General features: G+C 66.5%; 15 protein-coding genes. 6 read left to right on the top strand and 9 right to left on the bottom strand.

The window, feature by feature from the left end; translation table 11 throughout:
• Nucleotides 1–11 precede the first annotated feature (11 nt).
• The 3 genes from carB to carA form a co-directional block, all read right to left on the bottom strand.
• Nucleotides 12–3,335, bottom strand: coding sequence for a carbamoyl-phosphate synthase large subunit (gene carB / locus AC07M9_RS08010; protein WP_494882792.1), 3,324 nt, complete (start codon nucleotides 3,333–3,335; stop codon nucleotides 12–14).
• 48 nt (nucleotides 3,336–3,383) lie between these two features.
• Complete coding sequence (locus AC07M9_RS08015) at nucleotides 3,384–3,761, bottom strand: hypothetical protein (RefSeq protein ID WP_494882794.1); 378 nt, start codon at nucleotides 3,759–3,761, stop codon at nucleotides 3,384–3,386.
• Between the two features lie 149 nt (nucleotides 3,762–3,910).
• On the bottom strand, nucleotides 3,911–5,077 hold the full coding sequence (gene carA / locus AC07M9_RS08020) for a glutamine-hydrolyzing carbamoyl-phosphate synthase small subunit (protein WP_494882796.1): 1,167 nt from the start codon (nucleotides 5,075–5,077) through the stop codon (nucleotides 3,911–3,913).
• 176 nt (nucleotides 5,078–5,253) lie between these two features.
• On the opposite strand from carA, the gene AC07M9_RS08025 reads away from it, so the two are divergent.
• From AC07M9_RS08025 to rpoD, 3 genes are read left to right on the top strand one after another with little or no spacing between them, the layout of a single operon-like run.
• The gene (locus AC07M9_RS08025; protein ID WP_494882798.1) at nucleotides 5,254–5,706 is read left to right on the top strand and encodes a GatB/YqeY domain-containing protein; all 453 of its coding nucleotides are present in this window, start codon (nucleotides 5,254–5,256) and stop codon (nucleotides 5,704–5,706) included.
• A gap of 22 nt (nucleotides 5,707–5,728) precedes the next feature.
• Nucleotides 5,729–7,618 (top strand): DNA primase, encoded by a 1,890-nt coding sequence (dnaG, locus tag AC07M9_RS08030; RefSeq protein WP_494882800.1) that lies wholly within the window; start codon nucleotides 5,729–5,731, stop codon nucleotides 7,616–7,618.
• A 40-nt stretch (nucleotides 7,619–7,658) separates the two neighbouring features.
• Complete coding sequence (rpoD, locus tag AC07M9_RS08035; protein ID WP_494882802.1) at nucleotides 7,659–9,686, top strand: RNA polymerase sigma factor RpoD; 2,028 nt, start codon at nucleotides 7,659–7,661, stop codon at nucleotides 9,684–9,686.
• A 57-nt stretch (nucleotides 9,687–9,743) separates the two neighbouring features.
• Here rpoD and AC07M9_RS08040 read toward each other — a convergent pair whose 3' ends face one another.
• Nucleotides 9,744–10,409, bottom strand: a complete 666-nt coding sequence (locus tag AC07M9_RS08040; RefSeq protein WP_494882803.1) for a hypothetical protein — start codon at nucleotides 10,407–10,409, stop codon at nucleotides 9,744–9,746.
• A gap of 92 nt (nucleotides 10,410–10,501) precedes the next feature.
• On the opposite strand from AC07M9_RS08040, the gene trmFO reads away from it, so the two are divergent.
• A complete protein-coding gene (trmFO, locus tag AC07M9_RS08045; protein ID WP_494882805.1) occupies nucleotides 10,502–11,860 on the top strand; it encodes a methylenetetrahydrofolate--tRNA-(uracil(54)-C(5))-methyltransferase (FADH(2)-oxidizing) TrmFO in 1,359 nt (452 codons plus the stop codon).
• A 6-nt stretch (nucleotides 11,861–11,866) separates the two neighbouring features.
• Here trmFO and AC07M9_RS08050 read toward each other — a convergent pair whose 3' ends face one another.
• The 5 genes from AC07M9_RS08050 to AC07M9_RS08070 all read right to left on the bottom strand — a co-directional run bounded on the left by AC07M9_RS08050 (nucleotide 11,867) and on the right by AC07M9_RS08070 (nucleotide 16,250).
• Nucleotides 11,867–12,319 (bottom strand): EF-hand domain-containing protein, encoded by a 453-nt coding sequence (locus tag AC07M9_RS08050; protein WP_494882806.1) that lies wholly within the window; start codon nucleotides 12,317–12,319, stop codon nucleotides 11,867–11,869.
• 87 nt (nucleotides 12,320–12,406) lie between these two features.
• Nucleotides 12,407–13,102: a hypothetical protein gene (locus tag AC07M9_RS08055; RefSeq protein WP_494882807.1), complete on the bottom strand. Its 696-nt coding sequence runs from the start codon at nucleotides 13,100–13,102 to the stop codon at nucleotides 12,407–12,409.
• A 176-nt stretch (nucleotides 13,103–13,278) separates the two neighbouring features.
• Nucleotides 13,279–14,679: a pyruvate dehydrogenase complex E1 component subunit beta gene (locus tag AC07M9_RS08060; RefSeq protein ID WP_494882809.1), complete on the bottom strand. Its 1,401-nt coding sequence runs from the start codon at nucleotides 14,677–14,679 to the stop codon at nucleotides 13,279–13,281.
• A 1-nt stretch (nucleotide 14,680) separates the two neighbouring features.
• Nucleotides 14,681–15,766, bottom strand: coding sequence for a pyruvate dehydrogenase (acetyl-transferring) E1 component subunit alpha (gene pdhA, locus AC07M9_RS08065; RefSeq protein WP_494882811.1), 1,086 nt, complete (start codon nucleotides 15,764–15,766; stop codon nucleotides 14,681–14,683).
• Between the two features lie 172 nt (nucleotides 15,767–15,938).
• Nucleotides 15,939–16,250, bottom strand: coding sequence for an FtsB family cell division protein (locus tag AC07M9_RS08070; RefSeq protein ID WP_494882813.1), 312 nt, complete (start codon nucleotides 16,248–16,250; stop codon nucleotides 15,939–15,941).
• Between the two features lie 211 nt (nucleotides 16,251–16,461).
• Between AC07M9_RS08070 and AC07M9_RS08075 the strand changes: the two genes are divergently transcribed.
• On the top strand, nucleotides 16,462–18,333 hold the full coding sequence (locus AC07M9_RS08075; RefSeq protein ID WP_494882815.1) for an ABC-F family ATP-binding cassette domain-containing protein: 1,872 nt from the start codon (nucleotides 16,462–16,464) through the stop codon (nucleotides 18,331–18,333).
• A complete protein-coding gene (locus AC07M9_RS08080) occupies nucleotides 18,330–18,791 on the top strand; it encodes a GreA/GreB family elongation factor (RefSeq protein WP_494882817.1) in 462 nt (153 codons plus the stop codon). The genes AC07M9_RS08075 and AC07M9_RS08080 overlap by 4 nt, the downstream gene beginning before the upstream one ends.
• Nucleotides 18,792–18,863 lie beyond the last annotated feature (72 nt).

The following is an 18,863-nucleotide window of genomic DNA, read 5'->3' on the forward strand; positions in this document are numbered from 1 at the left end:
CGAGATCGATTTCAGCTATAGTAGTCTTGCAACGAACGCACTTCAAGTTGGCTGCCACGAATCGTCGCAATCGCTTCACTGGCGGCCACGCTGGCGGCGGCCGTGGTGAAGATCGAGACCTTGCCCGTGAGCGCCGAAGCGCGGATCGAGGTCGAGTCCTTGAGGCTCTGCCAGCCTTCGGTGGTGTTGAAGATCAGCGCAATCTCGCCGTCGACGATCTTGTCGACGATATGCGGACGCCCTTCCGCGACCTTGTTCACCACTTCGACGGGCAGGCCGGCGTCGGCAAGGTACTTCTGCGTGCCCGAGGTGGCGATGATGCGGAAGCCCTGCTCGATGAGCGTGCGGATCGCAGGCAGGATCATCGGCTTGTCGCTGTTCTTCACCGAGACGAAGACGGTGCCTTCGGTCGGCAGCCTGATGCCCGCGCCCAGCTGCGCCTTCGCGAAGGCGGTGGGGAAATCGGCATCGATGCCCATGACTTCGCCCGTGGACTTCATCTCCGGGCTGAGCACCGGATCGACGCCCGGGAAGCGCGCGAAGGGGAACACCGCTTCCTTGACCGCGACGTAATCCAGCTCGCGCTTGAACGGGGGGAAGGCGGACAGCATCTCGCCCGCCATGACGCGGCTGGCGATCTTGGCGACCGGCTGGCCGAGCGCCTTGGCGACGAAGGGCACCGTGCGCGAGGCGCGCGGGTTCACCTCGATGAGGTAGACCTCCCCGTCCTTCACCGCGAACTGGATGTTCATCAGGCCGCGCACGCTGAGCCCGAAGGCGAGCGCTTCGGCCTGGCGTTCCATCTCGGCGATGATTTCGGGCGAAAGGCTGTAGGGCGGCAGGCTGCAGGCGCTGTCGCCCGAGTGGATGCCCGCTTCCTCGATGTGCTGCATGACGCCGGCGACGACAACCTGCTCGCCGTCGCACAGGGCATCGACGTCGCACTCGATCGCATCGCGCAGGTACTGGTCGATGAGCACCGGGCTGTCGCCCGAGACCTGCACGGCGGTGGTGATGTAGTCGTCGAGCTGCTGTTCGCTGTCGACGATTTCCATCGCGCGGCCGCCGAGCACGTAGCTGGGGCGCATCAGCACCGGGTAGCCGATGCGATTGGCGACGTTCACCGCCTCGTCGCGGCTGCGGGCGATGCCGTTGGCCGGCTGCTTGAGGCCGAGCTTGTCGACCAGCGCGGAGAAGCGCTCGCGGTCCTCGGCGAGGTCGATCGCGTCGGGCGAGGTGCCGAGGATCGGGATGCCCTCGTCCTCCAGCGCCTGCGCCAGCTTGAGCGGGGTCTGTCCGCCGAACTGGACGATGACGCCGACGAGTTCGCCATTCTGCTGCTCGACGCGCAGGATTTCCAGCACGTCCTCGGCGGTCAACGGCTCGAAATAGAGGCGGTCCGAGGTGTCGTAGTCGGTCGAGACGGTCTCGGGGTTACAGTTGACCATGATCGTCTCGTAGCCGGCCTCGGACAGGGCGAAGCAGGCGTGGACGCAGCAGTAGTCGAACTCGATGCCCTGGCCGATGCGGTTGGGACCGCCGCCGAGGATCACGATCTTGCGGCGGTCGGAGGGCATGGCCTCGTCCTCGGGCTCACCGAAGAACGGAGCCTCGTAGGTCGAGTACATGTAGGGCGTGATCGCCTCGAACTCGGCGGCGCAGCTGTCGATGCGCTTGAACACCGGGAAGACGCCGAGCTTGCGGCGCAGCTGGCGCACTTCCTTCTCGCTGGTGGCGCCGGCCATGGCGCGCAGCGCATCGTGCAGCAGCCCCGAGCGCTTGGCCTGGGTCTCGCCCAGACCACCCGCAACGCCGACCGAGCGCACCGCCAGCGTGGCGAGGCGCTTGTCCGAGAAGCCCATTGCCTTGAGGCGGCGCAGGCCTTGGGCGTCGATCGGAAGGCCGTCCTTCATGATCTTCGCTTCTTCTGCGATGATCTCTTCGATGTGCCGCAAGAACCACTTGTCGTAGTGAGTGATCGCGTGGATTTCCTCCACGGTGAAGCCCTCGCGGAAGGCCTGCGCCGCATGGAGGATGCGCTCCGGCGTCGCCTTGGAGAGCGCCGCGGTGATGACGTCGCGCCCTGCCCCTTCGAGCGCGGGCACGCGGTTGAAGCCGTCGAGCCCGGTTTCCAGGCCGCGCAGCGCCTTCTGCATCGATTCCTTGAAGTTGCGGCCGATCGCCATGACTTCGCCGACCGACTTCATCGCGGTAGTGAGGTCGTTCTTGGCGCCCTTGAACTTCTCGAAGGCGAAACGCGGAATCTTGGTGACCACGTAGTCGATGGTCGGCTCGAACGCCGCCGGGGTGGCGCCGGTGATCTCGTTCATGATCTCGTCGAGCGTGTAGCCCACCGCCAGCTTGGCGGCGACGCGCGCGATCGGGAAGCCGGTGGCCTTGGAGGCGAGCGCCGACGAGCGCGAGACGCGCGGGTTCATCTCGATGACGATCAGGCGGCCGTCCTTGGGGTTCACCGCGAACTGGACGTTCGAACCGCCGGTCTCGACGCCGATCTCGCGCAGCACCTCGATCGAGGCGGTGCGCATGATCTGGTATTCCTTGTCGGTCAGCGTCAGCGCCGGGGCGACGGTGATCGAGTCGCCCGTATGGACGCCCATCGGATCGACGTTCTCGATCGAGCAGATGATGATGCAGTTGTCGTGGCGGTCGCGCACGACTTCCATCTCGTACTCCTTCCAGCCGAGCAGCGATTCCTCGATGAGGACCTCGGTGGTCGGGGAAGCGTCGAGGCCCGAGCGCACGATCGCCTCGAACTCGGCCTTGTTGTAGGCGATGCCGCCGCCGGTGCCGCCCATCGTGAAGCTGGGGCGGATGATCGAGGGCAGGCCGGTACGCTCCAGCACCTTGAACGCCTCGTCGAGCGTATGGGCGACGCCCGAACGTGCCGACGCGAGGCCGATCTTGTCCATCGCGTCGCGGAAGCGCTGGCGATCCTCGGCCTTGTCGATGGCGTCGGCGTCGGCGCCGATCATTTGGACGCCATACTTCTCCAGAGTGCCGTCGTTGAACAGCGCCAGCGCACAGTTCAGCGCCGTCTGCCCGCCCATCGTCGGGAGCACCGCATCGGGGCGCTCCTTCTCGATGATGCGGGCGACGATCTCGGGCGTGATCGGCTCGACATAGGTGGCGTCGGCCATGTCCGGGTCGGTCATGATCGTTGCCGGGTTGGAGTTCACCAGGACGACGCGGTAGCCTTCCTCCTTCAGCGCCTTGATCGCCTGGGTCCCCGAATAGTCGAATTCGCAGGCCTGGCCGATGATGATCGGGCCGGCGCCGATGACGAGGATGGAGGAGATGTCGGTACGCTTGGGCATGGGCTGTCCTGGGGTATCCTGTAAGTCTTTTTAGATCGGTCCGGCGGCCTAGGCCACCAGATTGCCGAACGCCTTGTCCCAGTACTCTGGTCCTTGCGTGTTGGCTTGCACGATTATCGGGTTGGTCTTCTGTTCCTCGCGGATCACTTCCCGGAAGCGGTCCGCCTGGAACTGGTGCATCGAGCCGCCGTACTCGCCTTCCTTGGTCGACCAGGCGCCCTTCTCGATCATCAGGTCGATGAAGGCCTTGCCGGCTTCCTTGGAGTGCTTGCGCACCTTCATGCCGAACTTGCGCACGGCGACGGAAACCTTGTCGTCGAAGATGAGCTGCAACTCGCCGTAAGGGTAGAAGCGCGGCGCGACCGAGAGGTCGGAGGCCGGGCCGGCGATGTAGTAGGCGAGCATGTGGTCGATCAGGTCGGGCATTCTTCAAGCACCTTTTGCGGTTGTCAGGTGCCCGAGTGCATAGGCAATCCGGGTGGCCGGGTCGAAAGCTCCATGGACCGCATCGGCAATGATCGCCGATGCGGGGGACAACACGGATGCCGCCTCAGGAGCCATGACCCGAGCCGCCATCAACCCAGCATCCCCACGAACTTGTCGAACAGGTAGAAACTGTCCTGCGGGCCGGGGCTCGCCTCGGGGTGGTACTGGACGCCGAAGGCGCGCTTGCCCTTGATCGCGATGCCGCAGTTCGAGCCGTCGAACAGCGAGACGTGGGTTTCCTCGATGGTGTCGGGGAGCGTCTTGTTGTCGACCGCGAAGCCGTGGTTCATCGAGGTGATCTCGACCACGCCGTCGCCGAGGCGCTTGACCGGATGGTTGGCGCCGCGGTGGCCCTGGTGCATCTTGCTGGTGGTCGCGCCGGCGGCAAGGCCGAGCATCTGGTGGCCGAGGCAGATGCCGAAGACCGGCACGTCGCGCTCCATCAGCGCCTGGATCACCGGCACCGCGTACTTGCCGGTCGCGGCCGGGTCGCCCGGGCCGTTCGACAGGAACACGCCGGCAGGCTCGAGCGCGAGGATCGTATCCAGCGTCGCTTCGGCCGGAACCACGGTGACCCGCGCGCCCGCCTTCACGAGGTTGCGGAAAATGTTGTCCTTGGCGCCGTAGTCGATGGCGACGACGTGCGGGCGCTCATCGCGCGGGCTGCGGCCGTAGCCGGTGCCCAGCGTCCAGGTCGAGCCTTCCCAGCCCTCCTGGATCTCGCGGCTGACGATCTTGGCGAGGTCCATGCCTTCGAGGCCCGGCCAGTCCTGCGCCCGCTTGATGAGCGCGGGAATGTCGAAGTTGCCGTCGGGATCGTGGGCGATCACCGCGTTGGGCGCGCCGGCCATGCGGATGCGGCGGGTCAGCGCGCGGGTGTCTACGCCCGAGATGCCGACCTTGCCCTTGTCCGCCAGCCACTGGCCGAACTCGCCCGCCGAGCGGAAGCTGGAGGCCAGCGTCACGTCCTCGCGGACGACGCAGCCGACGGCGCCGTCGACCTTCGACTCGAGATCTTCCTCGTTCACGCCGACGTTGCCGATGTGCGGGAAAGTGAAAGTGACGATCTGGCCCGCATAGGACGGGTCGGTCATGACTTCCTGGTAGCCGGTCATCGACGTGTTGAAGCAGACTTCTCCCACGGATTCACCGACATGGCCGAAGCCACGGCCCCAGACTACGTGCCCGTCGCTGAGGACGAGCACGCCGGTCGCCCCTTCAGGTTTGGGCGCAAGCGAAGATGCGGCGTCGGCCATGATGGGTCGCTCCGTTGCAGGCGTTTTCTGACGTTGTGTGCTAAGAAGCTGCCGCTAGAGAGGGTTGTCCACCGCGTCAAGGCGCGGAGGTGCAAAATGGGCTGCGCCCTGCTAGTTTTGCAGAGGCATTTGCGCCAGCGAGCACCCGCAACACCAGTCAGGATACCATAAAGACAATGCTTCGTGATTCGATCAAGGCCGCCCAGATCTCCGCGATGAAGGCCGGGGAGAAGCAGCGCCTGGCCGCCGTCCGCCTCATCCTCGCCAAGATCAAGGACCGCGACATCGAACTGCGCACCGCCGCCGCCGCGCCCGACGACGACGCGCTCGTGATCGACGTTCTCCAGAAGATGGTGAAGCAGCGCCGCGAATCGATCCAGCTGTTCGAACAGGGCGGCCGCCCCGAGAAGGCAGCCGAGGAACAGGCAGAACTGGTGGTGATCGAGGAGTTCCTCCCCGCCCAGCTCTCCGAGGAAGACACCAAGGCGGTGATCGAGGCGATCAAGGCCGAGGTTGGCGCCACCGGCATGAAGGACATGGGCAAGGTCATCGCCGAGTTGAAGGCCCGCCACGGCAGCGAACTCGACATGGGCAAGGCGAGCGGGTGGGTGAAGGCGGCGCTGGCCTGACGGGAAGAAGGCGGCAGGCTCCGTGCTAACCCCCCAATGGCTCGACCAGCTCCGCTCGCGCACCACGCTCTCCGCCGTGGTCGGCCGCTCGGTGCGCCTCCAGAAGGCGGGGCGTGAGCACAGGGCCTGCTGCCCATTCCACAACGAGAACTCCCCTAGCTTCTACGTCAACGACGAGAAGGGTTTCTACCACTGCTTCGGCTGCGGCGCGCACGGCGACGCCATACGGTGGATGACGGACCATCAGGGCCTCGCCTTCATGGACGCCGTCAAGGAACTGGCCGCCGAGGCCGGGATGGACGTGCCCGCACCCGATCCGCAGGCGGCAAAGGCCGCCGAAAAGCGAGATTCCCTCCACGACGTGATGGCCGCCGCGCAGGAGTGGTTCAAGGCGAACCTTGGCGCCCCCGAAGGCGACCTGGGCCGCACCTACCTCGGCACGCGCGGCTTCGACGCGCACACGGTCCAGCGCTTCGGCTTCGGCTATGCGCCCGAGGGGCGGCAGTCGCTCAAACAGGCCCTCTCCCGCTTCCCGGAGGCCATGCTGATCGAGGCGGGCCTGCGCATCGAAGTGGAAGGGCGCGACCCCTACGACCGTTTCCGCGCCCGCCTGATGCTCCCGATCGAGGATGCACGCGGCCGGGTCATCGCCTTCGGCGGACGTATCCTCGCCAAGGACAAGACCGATGCGCCGAAATACCTGAATTCGCCGGATACGCCGCTCTTCGACAAGGGGCGCACGCTCTACAACCTGCACCGCGCGGCGCCCGCCGCGCGCCAGTCGGGGCGGATGGTGGTGGTCGAGGGCTACATGGACGTCGTCGCCATGGCCGCCGCCGGGATCGCCGAGTGCGTCGCACCGCTCGGCACCGCGCTCACCGAGCACCAGATCGAGATGCTCTGGCGCCATGTCGAGACGCCGATCCTGTGCTTCGACGGCGACAAGGCCGGCCAGCGCGCCGCGATGCGCGCGATCACCCGCGCCCTGCCGCTGCTGCGCCCCGCCCACTCGCTGCGCATCGTGCGGCTGCCCGAGGGCCTCGACCCCGACGACCTCATCAAGGCCCAGGGCGCCCGCGCCATGGAAGCGCTGCTGTCCGAGCCCAAGAGCCTCGTCGAGGTGCTGTGGGAGGCCGAGCGCGACGCCGTGCCTCTCTCCACCCCCGAGGACAAGGCCGGCCTCAAGGCGCGGCTGATGGCGCATGTCGAGACGATCCAGAACCCCGACATCGCCAGCCTCTACCGCCGCGAGCTGCAGGACCGCTATTCCGGCTTCGCCTTCCCCAAGCGCGAGAGCCGCTGGCAGCAAGGCGCGGGCGGGAGCGGCGGCGGCTTCCAGCAGGGACGGCAAGCGGGAGGCCCGCGCGGCAAATGGAACGGCAAGCCCACCCCTGCCCCTTCCACGCCCGAATCGCTCAGCCGCCTCAACGCGCGCTATGCGCCGGGCGGCACCCGCGACGGCCTGTCCGCAGCGGTCATCGCCGGTCTGATCCGCTGGCCCGCCCTCCTGGTCCGCCATGCCGAGGCGCTGGCCCGCACGCCGGGGCTCGATGCGCGGTTCGAAGTGCTGATCGACTGCTGCCATGCCAGCGCCCCGCTTGAAAGCGCGGCGCTTGAGACCATATTACGAGCAAACGGCGCGGAACCTCCTCGTTCTTCCGAATATTCCGATTTTCCCTTCAGCTTCCTCGAAGCGCAGGGCGACCCGGAGAAATCGGCCGAGGAACTGACGCAGGCCATCCAGCTTTTGATAGAGCGACCCTTGCTCGAAGCGGCTCTGAAACGCGCCACCGAACGGCATGAACGGGAGTTCACCGAGGAAACTTTCGCGGAGCAGCAGCGGCTACGCGAGAGAAAGCTGGAATTTGACAGTCGCCTCAGGCAAATGGCGACCAGACATGCGTCTTCGTGAATTATAATCATACGAAGGCACACGGGATAACGGCGGAAGAATGAGCAAGAACGACAACACCGGCGACACCAACGACGGCACCGATGCGCCACTGATCGACCTCAACGAGGGGTCAATCAAGAAGCTGATCGCCCGCGCCAAGCGTCGCGGGGTGATCACCTATGACGAGCTCAACGAGGCCCTTCCGCAGGACCAGATGTCTTCCGAGCAGATCGAGGACATCATGGCGGCCATCTCCGAGATGGGTGTCAACATCGTCGAGAGCGACGAGGACGCCGACAAGGAGCAGGACGACGACCGCGAGGCGGACGACGCCGACGCCGAGGGCGACGATGTTTCCCCGCGCGTCATGGTCGACGCCGCGAAGAAGAAGGAAACCATCGAGCGTACCGACGATCCGGTGCGCATGTACCTGCGCGAGATGGGCGCGGTCGAACTGCTCAGCCGCGAGGGCGAAATCGCCATCGCCAAGCGCATCGAAGCGGGCCGGGACATGATGATCCTGGGCCTGTGCGAAAGCCCGATCACCTTCCACGCCATCATCCAGTGGTCCGAAGCGCTCAACGCCGGTGAAATGCAGCTGCGCGAGATCCTCGATCTCGACGCCATGCTGTCCAAGGAACCCGCCCCCGAAGCCCTCAACGAGGACGGCGAAGGCGACGACGACGGCGAGATCAGCGAGAAGACCGCCGGTCCTTCCTTCAAGGAAGAAGACGACGTCGAGGAGGAATCCGCCGACGAGGTCGACGAGGACGGCAACCCGGTCACCAAGCGCGCCGAGGAAGAGGACGAGGAAGACAACACCCTCAGCCTCGCGCAGATGGAAGCCGCGCTGAAGCCCGAGGCGCTCGAGAAGTTCATCCTCATCACCGACCTGTTCCAGGCGTTCGAGAAGCTCCAGAACGAGCGTCTCGAAGCGCTGGCGCTGGGCATCGACTTCCCGGCCGCCAAGGAAGAGAAGTACCAGCAGCTTCGCGAAGACCTCACCGCGCAGGTCGAATCGGTGAAGTTCCACGCGACCAAGATCGAATACCTGGTCGACAACCTCTACGCCTTCAACCGCCGGCTCACCACGCTGGGCGGCCAGATGCTCCGCCTGGCAGAGCGTCACAAGGTCAAGCGTACCGACTTCCTCGAGACCTACGTGGGCCGCGAGCTGGACGATTCGTGGCTGCCCGAAATGGCGAAGAAGGACAAGAAGTGGGCCGCCTTCGCCGAGGCTGAAACCGACGCCGTCGAGCGCATCCGCTCGGAAGTCGCCGACATCGCCGCCGCCACCGGCATGGCGCTTCCCGAGTTCCGCCGCATCGTCAACATGGTCCAGAAGGCGGAGCGCGAGGCGCGCATCGCCAAGAAGGAAATGGTCGAGGCGAACCTGCGCCTCGTGATCTCGATCGCCAAGAAGTACACGAACCGCGGCCTGCAGTTCCTGGATCTCATCCAGGAGGGCAACATCGGCCTGATGAAGGCCGTCGACAAGTTCGAGTACCGCCGCGGCTACAAGTTCTCGACCTATGCCACCTGGTGGATCCGTCAGGCGATCACCCGCTCGATCGCCGACCAGGCCCGCACGATCCGTATCCCGGTCCACATGATCGAGACGATCAACAAGCTGGTCCGCACGAGCCGCCAGTTCCTCCACGAGCAGGGCCGCGAGCCCACGCCCGAGGAAATGGCCGAGCGCCTGAGCATGCCGCTCGAAAAGGTGCGCAAGGTGATGAAGATCGCCAAGGAGCCGATCTCCCTCGAAACGCCGATCGGCGACGAGGAGGATTCGCACCTCGGCGACTTCATCGAGGACAAGAACGCGATCATCCCGGTCGACGCGGCGATCCAGGCGAACCTCAAGGAAACGGTCACCCGCGTCCTCGCCTCGCTCACCCCGCGTGAAGAGCGCGTGCTGCGCATGCGCTTCGGCATCGGCATGAACACCGACCACACCCTCGAGGAAGTCGGCCAGCAGTTCTCGGTCACCCGCGAACGCATCCGCCAGATCGAAGCCAAGGCGCTGAGGAAGCTCAAGCACCCCAGCCGATCGCGCAAGATGCGCTCGTTCCTGGACCAGTAAGAGAAAAGCCCCGCTTCGGCGGGGCTTTTTTGTGGCGTCAGGACAGTGAAACCGGCGTCAGACGAACTCGTCGCGCATCCGCAGTTCGCCCGTCACCCCCGTCGCGAGCACGAGGTTGCCGATATAGAACAGCGGCCACGCAGCCAGCGCCTCGACTGTCGCCGAGCCGCCCTCGATCGCCCCCATCGCCGCGATGCCCAGCACGTTACCCGCGACGATCAGCGCCGCGCCCAGCCCGACCCGCGAGCGCGGGAAGGTGCTGATCCACGCCGCCGCGGCCATGCCGCCCAGCGCAAGGCCCAGGAACAGCGGCACGCCCACGCCTGCCCGGTCCGCCGCGAAGAAGCACAGCAACGGCGTCCCCAGCGTGAGCGCAAGCGCCGAAGCGCGGCGGCCTCCGTCCATCACCACGCGGCGATGGATCAGGAACAGGCCAAGTCCGACCAGATAACCCACCAGCAGCAGGTTCAGCGCGATCAGCGGCATCGTGTCCAGCAGGGCCGAACCGAGCCCCTCCAGCACCAGCATCCCCGCCAGCGAGCGGGTGTCGCCCGCCCGGTGACGCAGCACCGCATAGACGGCGAGCAGGAGCAGCGGCGCCGCCTTCAGCACGATCAGGTAGGCGCCCGGCGTCGCCCCGCCCCGCAGCACGACCCAGGCGACGGCGCAGGCCATGCTCGCCAGCAGCCAGGGTCGGCGTTCGATCAGGGCGCGCTTGGGCATGGCTCTCGTCTCGTCGTTCAGGGCAGTTCGACCTGCCATGGCAGATGCACCGCCCCTTTTCCATGGCGCGCATACCGGCTAGGCGCGCAAGGATGACCGATTCCAAGACATACGACGTCCACATCATCGGCGGCGGCCTTGCCGGCAGCGAGGCTGCGTGGCAGCTCGCCCGCCGGGGCTTCCGGGTGCGCCTCTCCGAAATGCGCGGGACCGGGGAGCGCTCTCCCGCCCACCAGACCAACGGCCTGGCGGAGATGGTCTGCTCCAACTCCTTCCGCTCGGACGACAGCGAGAAGAACGCGGTCGGCCTGCTCCACCACGAGATGCGCGCCTGCGATTCGATCATCATGGCCGCCGCCGCCAAGGCGCAGGTCCCGGCCGGCTCCGCGCTGGCGGTGGACCGCGACGTGTTCTCCGCCGAAGTCGAGGCGCGGCTGGCCGCCCTGCCCAATCTCGACATCGTGCGCGAGCGGATCGACGTGCTGCCCGAGGCCGGCCTCACCATCGTCGCCACCGGTCCGCTGACGGGCGAAGCGCTGGCCGGCTCGATCGGCCGGGCCACGGGCGCCGACAGCCTCGCCTTCTTCGACGCCATCGCGCCGATCGTCTACCGAGAGTCCATCGACATGGACGTGTGCTGGATGGCCTCGCGCTGGGATAAGGGCGAGACCAAGGACTACATCAACTGCCCGATGGATCGCGAGCAGTACCTCGCCTTCCATGCCGGCCTCCTCTCGGGCGAGAAGACCTCGTTCAAGGAGTGGGAAGAGAACACCCCCTACTTCGACGGCTGCATGCCGATCGAGGTCATGGCCGAGCGCGGCGTCGATACCCTGCGCTTCGGGCCGATGAAGCCGGTCGGCCTCGACAACCCGCACTGGGCGACGCCCGAACATCCGAACGGGCGCTGGGCCTACGCGGTGGTGCAGCTGCGGCAGGACAACAAGCTTGGCACCCTGTGGAACATGGTCGGTTTCCAGACCAAGCTCAAGCATGCCGAGCAGGTGAAGCTGTTCCGCACAATCCCCGGCCTCGAAAATGCCGAGTTCGCGCGGCTGGGCGGCCTGCACCGCAACACCTTCCTCAATTCGCCGGTGTTGCTGGACCGCAACCTGCGCCTCAAGACCGCGCCGCACGTCCGCTTTGCCGGGCAGATCACCGGCTGCGAAGGCTATGTCGAAAGCGCCGCGATCGGCCTGCTCGCGGGCCTCATGACGGCGGCGGAGCTGACCGGGCGCGAATGGCAGGCGCCGCCGCGCACCACCGCGCTGGGCGCCCTGCTCTCGCACATTACCGGCGACGCAGAGGCGGACAGCTATCAGCCGATGAACGTCAACTTCGGCCTGTTCCCGCCGCTCCATGACGTGAAGAAGAAGTCGCGCAAGGAAGCCTACACCTCGCGCGCCAAGGAAGAGATCGCGCCCTGGCTGGGAAGCCTGATGCCGGCATGATCCGTCTCAGCACTTGCACTTCGCCCTTGGCTTGGGCGGCGGGGCAGTGCTGCGGAACTCTTCCGGGGTAAGGTACTGGTCGTGGTCGGCGTCGGCCTGGCCGAACTTGCCGACAGTGGCGACGGCCCATTCCTCGAACGTCAGCAGATTGTTGTGATCCTTGTCGAGCGCGCGGAAGCCATCGGCGCGGGTCGAGAGCATCTCGCTGCGCGAAATACGGTGATCGCGGTCGCGGTCGTAGCGGAAGAAGCGGCGCTCCTCACGCGTCAGGGCGGTGGCTTCGGGGAGTTCGGGACCGGTGAGGTCACCCGGGTCCGCGCTCGGCAGCGGGGGGGGCTGCGTCGGGGCGACATTGGGCGGCGGCGCGCCGGCTTCCACTTCGGCACGGCCTTGCCACCAGAAGAGGCCGAGGCCCACCATGACGAGCGCGGCCAGTCCGCCGAGCAGGAAGCGATTCATTGCGAGGCCTTTCATCAGGCGCGCAATCTAGAGCTGCCCTGCCCCGCAGCGGAAATTACATCCCTGTAATCGGGCCTGGCCCTGCAATCAGAACCCCAGCAGCCCGAGCCGCATCGCCTTGAGCACGGCGGCGGGCGAGCTGGCAGCTTCCTCGCCCTTGTCGAGGCGGCGGTCGGCGAGGCCGTGGAGCACCATCAACGGGCGCAGCGCACGCGAGAGGCGCACGCCCCTCGCCCGATCGGCGAGGGCCAGCGCGCGTGCGGCCTCGCGCTCGCTCTCATGACCTAGGCGCATGGCGAGGTCCGACAGCGCCCAGGACCGCGCGAGGCGCTGCACAGAGGCCAGTTCGCGATTGCGGCCCAAGGCCTGCGCCAGAGTGGCGAAGGCGGCGGCGCGGCCCTCGGCCATGGTTTCCAGCGCTGATGCGGGCAACGGCGCCGGACCCGTGAGCGCTTCCCAGCCATTGACGAGACTGACGAGGCCGCCATGGTGCCCATTCCAGGTGCGCAGGGCCGCCAGCAGCGGTTCACCCTCGGGCCACTTGTCGGCGGGCTGCGACAGCGACTCGCGCCACCACGAAAGGCGCAGCTGCGCCAGCATCGGCTCGCGCGAATTGCGCAGCAGGCCGGCCAGGCGGGTGTCGAGCGCCAGCAGCGCCAGCGTCTGCATCCTGGCGGACCTCGGCGCATAAGCCAGCGCGAGCCGCGATACCGTGGGCAGGGACTGGACGAGGATGTCCTCGGTGGAAGCGGAGGAGGGTTCGGGAGGAGGGGTATCAGTCACGGAGCCTCCCTAAAGCAGCGGTGGGCCCATGCAAGCTGCACCGAGCATCCAAGCCACCGTGTCCGGCACAACAAAACCCCGTCATTCCCGCGCAGGCAGGGATGACGGGGCTCTGCGTATTGTTCGCGCATTACCGTTGGCGGGGCGGCAGACCAAGCCACCGCCCGCGCTTCAGATCAGCGATAGGTGACCTTCTTGACCGCCTCGACCACGCGGGCGGCGTCGATCAGGGCGAGCTTCTCGAGGTTGGCGGCGTAAGGCAGCGGCACGTCCTCGTTGCAGACGCGCACGACCGGGGCGTCGAGATTGTCGAAGCCTTCCTCCATGCAGATCGCCGAGATTTCCGAGGCGATCGAGCAGACCGGGAAGCCTTCTTCCGCAACGACGAGGCGGTTGGTCTTGGCGAGGCTCGCCAGCACCGTTTCCTTGTCGAGCGGACGCAGGGTGCGCAGGTCGATGACTTCGGCGTCGATGCCTTCTGCCGCCAGCGTCTCGGCTGCTTCGAGCGCGAGGCCGACGCCGATCGAGTAGGACACGATGGTCACGTCCTTGCCTTCGCGCATGATCCGCGCCTTGCCGATCGGCAGGACGTGGTCGTCAAGCTCGGGCAGCTCGAAGTTGCGGCCGTAGACCAACTCGTTCTCGAGGAACACGACCGGGTCGTCGCTGCGGATGGCGGCCTTGAGCAAGCCCTTGGCGTCCGACGCGTCATAAGGCGCGATGACCACCAGACCCGGCACGTTGGCGTACCACGGACCGTAGTTCTGCGAATGCTGCGCACCGACGCGCGAGGCGGCGCCGTTGGGACCGCGGAACACGATCGGGCAGCGCATCTGGCCGCCCGACATGTAGTTGGTCTTGGCGGCCGAGTTGATGATGTGGTCGATCGCCTGCATGGCGAAGTTGAACGTCATGAACTCGATGACCGGACGCAGGCCGCCCATCGCCGCGCCCGTGCCGATGCCGGCGAAGCCGTACTCGGTGATCGGCGTGTCGATGACGCGGGTGGGGCCGAATTCCTCGAGCAGGCCCTGGGTCACCTTGTAGGCGCCCTGGTACTCGGCGACTTCCTCGCCCATCACGAAGACGCGCGGATCGCGGCGCATTTCCTCGGCCATGGCGTCGCGCAGGGCGTCGCGGACGGTCGAGGTCTTCATGTTGGTGCCGTGGGGCAGTTCGGGATCGCGCGCGGTCTTGATCTCGCTGGCGAGGTTGGCGGTGCCGCTCTCGGCAGGCTTCTTGTCCTCGGCCGGCTTTTCGCCCTGCTGGGGTTCCTCGGTGGCCTTGGCTTCCTCAGCCTTGGGAGCCGGCGCTTCGTGGGCCGAAGCGTCCTCGCCCTCGCCCGACAGCGTGGCGATCACGGTGCCGACCTTCACGCCCTCGGTGCCTTCGGCCACGAGGATCTTGCCGACCACGCCTTCGTCGATGGATTCGAATTCCATCGTCGCCTTGTCGGTCTCGATTTCGGCCAGGATGTCGCCGGAGGAGACTTCGTCGCCTTCCTTGACGAGCCACTTGGCCAGCTTGCCCTCTTCCATCGTCGGCGAGAGAGCGGGCATCTTCAGTTCGATCGCCATCTCAGTAGCTCTCCACCAGTACGTCGGTATACAGTTCGGGCGCCGCAGGTTCCGGCGAGTTCTCGGCAAAGTCGGCCGACTGCGCCACCTGCGCGCGGACGCGCTTGTCGATTTCCTTGAGGCTTTCCTCGGTCACCCCCATCTTCTCGATCAGTTCGAGCTTGGCATGTTCGATCGGATCGCGCTTCTCGCGCACGCCCTGTACTTCCTCGCGAGTGCGGTACTTGGCGGGGTCCGACATCGAGTGGCCGCGATAACGGTAGGTGTTCAGCTCCATGAGCACCGGGCCATTGCCGCCGCGCACGTATTCGAGCGCGACTTCCGCGGCCTTGCGGACCTCGAGCACGTCCATGCCGTCGACCGACATGCCGGGGATGCGGAACGCGGTGCCGCGGCGGTGGAAGTGCGTCTCGGCCGAGCCGCGCTTGACCGCGGTGCCCATGGCGTAGCCGTTGTTCTCGATCACGAAGATGATCGGCAGCTTCCACAGCGCGGCCATGTTGAAGCTCTCGTAGACCTGGCCCTGGTTGGCCGCGCCGTCGCCGAAGTAGGCCATCGCGACGCCGCCGTCCTCACGGTACTTGTGCGCGAAGGCGAGACCCGCGCCGAGCGAAACCTGCGCGCCGACGATGCCGTGGCCGCCATAGAAGCGATGCTCCACGGAGAACATGTGCATCGAGCCGCCCTTGCCCTTCGAGATGCCGGCCTCACGCCCCGTCAGCTCCGCCATGATAAGCTTGGGATCGATGCCGTAGGCAAGCATGTGACCGTGGTCGCGGTACCCGGTGATGACCGAGTCCTTCGAATTGTCGAGCGCGGACTGCAGGCCCACGGCGACCGCTTCCTGGCCGATGTAAAGGTGGCAGAAGCCGCCGATCAGGCCGAGGCCGTACAACTGGCCCGCCTTCTCCTCGAAGCGGCGGATGAGCAGCATCTGCTCGTAGAGATGGAGGAGTTCCTCCTTGCTCGGCTCGTAGCGGCGGTCCGCGTCGAGAGCCTGCTGCAGGCTGCGCAGGGCGAAGTCCGCCTCGTCGATCGCGGCTTCTGGATTTTCGGCTACCGGGGCGTCATTCTTGGCTTTGGGCAACGGGTGCTCCCCCATCGTTGGTGCGATAGTTATGGAGGGGCGGTATAGGAACGCCGCTTGAAAAGCGAAAGCGCCGAGGCTCGAAATCAGCCTCCGAACGTGGACTTTTTTGCAACGAGGTTTGCAAAAAACGGCATCGCACCATCTCTCCACCCAGACAACGCGCGAGACCTCAGCGGAGTTGCATCACCATCTCGTCGGGGCGCGCGACGTTGAGGCGGCTGCGCACCAGTTCCCCGGCGAGGTCCGGGTCCATCTTGCGCTGGTCGAGCAAGGCAACGCGATTCTTGAGCCGGTCGCGCTGCGCCTGCAATTCGACGAGCTTGGTGCGGCGTTCTTCAAGAAGGTGCTGGTTCTCGCCCCAGGCGAGAAGGCCGCTGGGTCCGGCGACGCAGTAAAGGCCCATCAACAGGAGCACGGCGAGGGCAAGGCCCTGCACGAGACGATCCCTGGCAATGTTGGCTTCCTGTCGCACGTTCCGCATGGCCTTATAGAATCACAGGTGATTCGGCGTTACAAGCAGAATTGCTACTGGATTTCCGGCATTTGCGACAGTCCGAGGCGATTTTCCCTGGGTCAGGGGCGGCGCCTTTGGTGTTGATAAGTTTTCGCGTCCGTCAAGTGTCCACTGGTAGACATTTTTCCGTGACGTATCGCGGTTCCGATTTGCCGCACTTGCTGCTAGGCGCGGCGCCATGTTGACCATCCGTGACATCACCGTACGCCTCGGCGGCCGCACCATCATCGACGGCGCCAGCGCCACTCTCCCGCAGAACGGCAAGATCGGCCTGATCGGCCGCAACGGCGCGGGCAAGTCGACGCTGGTCAAGACGATCATCGGCGAACTCGATCCCGACGGCGGCTCGGTCGAGATGCCGCGCCGCTCGCGCCTAGGCTACATCGCGCAGGAAGCGCCCAGCGGCACCAGGACCCCGTTCGACGCGGTGGTCGAGGCGGACACCGAACGCACCGCCCTGCTCGCCGAGGCAGAAACCTGCACCGACGCGGACCGCCTCGGCGACGTGCACGAGCGGCTGATCGCGATCGACGCCTATACCGCCCCCGCCCGCGCCGCGCGCATCCTCGTCGGCCTCGGTTTCGATGAGGAGATGCAGGGCCGTCCGCTCGACAGCTATTCCGGCGGCTGGAAGATGCGCGTCGCGCTCGCCTCGCTGCTGTTCTCCGAGCCCGACGTGATGCTGCTCGACGAACCGTCGAACCACCTCGACCTCGAAGCGACGCTTTGGCTGGAGAACTTCCTCAAGAGCTATCCCAAGACGCTGCTGGTCATCAGCCACGAGCGCGACCTGCTCAACACCGTGGTCGATCACATCCTGCACCTCCAGCAGGGCAAGCTGACGCTCTACCCCGGCGACTACGACAGCTTCGAGCGCCTGCGCGCCGAACGCGCCGCGCAGGCCGAGGCCGCGCGCGCCAGCCAGGACGCGCAGCGCAAGAAGCTGTCCGAATACGTCGCGCGCAACTCGGCCCGCGCCTCCACCGCGAAGCAGGCGCAGTCGCGCGCCAAGATGCTGGCCAAGATGCAGCCGATCGCGGCGATGGCGGAAGATCCCTCGCTCAGCTTCGATTTCCCGAGCCCGAACGAACTGCGCCCGCCGCTCGTCACGCTCGACCTCGCGGCCGTGGGCTACGAGGCGGAGAAGCCGATCCTGCGCCGCCTCAACCTGCGCATCGATCCCGAGGACCGCATCGCGCTGCTGGGCCGCAACGGCAACGGCAAGACCACGCTGGCGCGCCTGCTCGCCCGCCAGCTTGATCCGATGGAAGGCTCGCTCACCTTCTCGCCCAAGATCCGCATCGGCTACTTCACGCAGTACCAGGTCGAGGAACTGCCTTCGAACTCCACGCCGCTCGAACTGATGACGCGCGCGATGGAGGGCAAGCCGCCCGTCGCCGTGCGCGGTCAGCTCGGCCGCTTCGGCTTCTCGGGCAACCGCGCCACGTCGGAGACCGGCACCCTGTCCGGCGGCGAGCGCGCGCGACTGGCGCTGGCGCTGGTGACGCGCGACGCGCCGCACATGCTCATCCTCGACGAGCCGACCAACCACCTCGACGTCGACGCGCGCGAGGCGCTGGTTCAGGCGCTCAACGCCTTCGAGGGCGCGGTGATCCTCGTCAGCCACGACCGCCACATGGTCGAACTGGTCGCCGACCGGCTCGTCCTCGTCGATGGCGGACTGGCGGAGAACTACGACGGTTCGATGGAGGACTACGTCAACTTCGTCCTTGGCCGCAACCAGCCCAAGGCCGACAGCGCCGGCGGCAAGTCCGATGGCCCCGCCGTCAAGAAGTCCGGCGCCGTCGCGCGCGAGGAGCTGAAGGCGCTGCGCAAGAAGGTCACCGAGGCCGAGACGCGCATGAAGCGCTTGCAGGTGCAGCTCAACGACATCGACGCCGCGCTCGCCAGTCCCGGCACCGCCACGGGCGTGAACATCGGCGAACTGGGCAGGCGCCACGCCGCCGTCACCCTCGAGATGGCGCAGGCCGAGGAAAGCTGGCTCGAAGTCAACGAGGTCCTCGAAACCCTGATGGGCCGGGGCAAGTGAGCGTCGCCTTCCGCCGGGAAGGCGACGACGAACATCTCGAGCCCAAGTTCGAACTGCCGCTTCCACCGGGACCGAACCTCGTCACGCAGGCGGGGCTCGAGCTGATACGGCGACGGGTCGGCGAGCTGGAGGGCACGATCAAGGCGCTGACCGACCAGACGGCGCTGAAGTCGGCCAAGCGCGACCTGCGCTACTGGCAGACGCGGCTCTCCACCGCCGAGGTGCAGCCCGAGCCTTCGGGCGACAAGGTCATGTTCGGCTCGCGGGTGCGTTTCGCGCTGGATGGCAAGGAGCGCGAGGTTTCCATCGTCGGCCACGACGAGGCGGAGCCGGCCAAGGGCCGCCTTGCGTTCTCCGCGCCGCTGGCCCGCGCGCTGCTGGGCGCCGAAGTCGGCGAGTTCGTCGACTTCAACGGGCGCGAAGAGGCAATAGAAGTTCTGGCGCTTCTGCCAGGCTGAACGCCCGCGCTTTCGTCAACCCGGCGCAGGCCCGGCGACGGTTTCGAGACGGGGCGGCCTCAGCCGCCCCGA

The sequence above is a fragment of the Novosphingobium sp. GW821-FHT09E05 genome, from assembly GCF_059416165.1.